Annotated in this window: 1 protein-coding gene and 1 pseudogene; both read right to left on the bottom strand. The window is 68.7% G+C overall.

Translation table 11 applies throughout. The features are described 5' to 3' along the window. The coding region (locus ACLD7X_RS17620; protein WP_411424989.1) for a cell division protein FtsQ/DivIB at positions 1 to 430 on the bottom strand (430 nt) is incomplete at its 3' end. Beyond that, positions 427 to 689, bottom strand: a pseudogene (locus ACLD7X_RS17615) (hypothetical protein); the annotation flags it as partial. The pseudogene ACLD7X_RS17615 and the gene ACLD7X_RS17620, both read right to left, overlap by 4 nt.

The following is a 689-nucleotide window of genomic DNA, read 5'->3' as shown; positions in this document are numbered from 1 at the left end:
TGGCGAAGGGTTCGCGCTCCTTCACCTCGACGGCGAGCTGGTTGGGGAACAGCCGCTGCACCTTGGCGCTCTCGATCCAGTCGAGGCCTTCGAGGATGCGGCGCGCGCGCCCCGCATCGAAGCCGATCAGCGAGGTTCCGGGCTGAACGCCGATGGCGGCGAGCAGCATCTCCGGCTCGTGATGCTCAAGCCCGGTGATGGTGATGTCCTCCGCCGCAAGCCCGACGAGTCCCGCGGCCTTGCCCGGCAGCATCAGCCACTTGCTGCCCTCGTAATCGAAGTGCCCGCCGCGCCACAGGCCCGCCGCCATCACGAGGCCCAGCACAGCCACCGCCCCGGCACGCAGCGCGAGGCGGAAGCGGAACGCGGAGAGCCCGTCCAGCCAGCTGGGCGTGCGCTTTCTCTCATAGACGCGGAATTGCCCGCTCATCTGTCCACCGACGCATCGTTCACCATCCAGGTGACGAGCGCCTCATAGCTCTTGCCCGCATGGGCCGCGAGTTCGGGCACCAGCGAGGTGCCCGTCATGCCGGGCTGGGTGTTGACCTCGAGCAGGATCAATTCGCCCGTTCCCGCCTCGTCATAACGGAAATCGGAGCGCGAGACGCCGCGGCAGCCCAGCGCCCGGTGCGCGAGAAGGGCCAGCTCCTGGGCCTTGCGGTAGACCTCCTGCGGAATCTCGGCGGGCA

The sequence above is a fragment of the Aphanothece microscopica RSMan92 genome (assembly GCF_046613545.2).
In the GTDB taxonomy this organism is placed as follows: domain Bacteria; phylum Cyanobacteriota; class Cyanobacteriia; order PCC-6307; family Cyanobiaceae; genus NIES-981.
The sequence above is the reverse complement of the archived record's forward strand: the minus strand, read 5'-3'. Positions and strand labels throughout refer to the sequence as shown.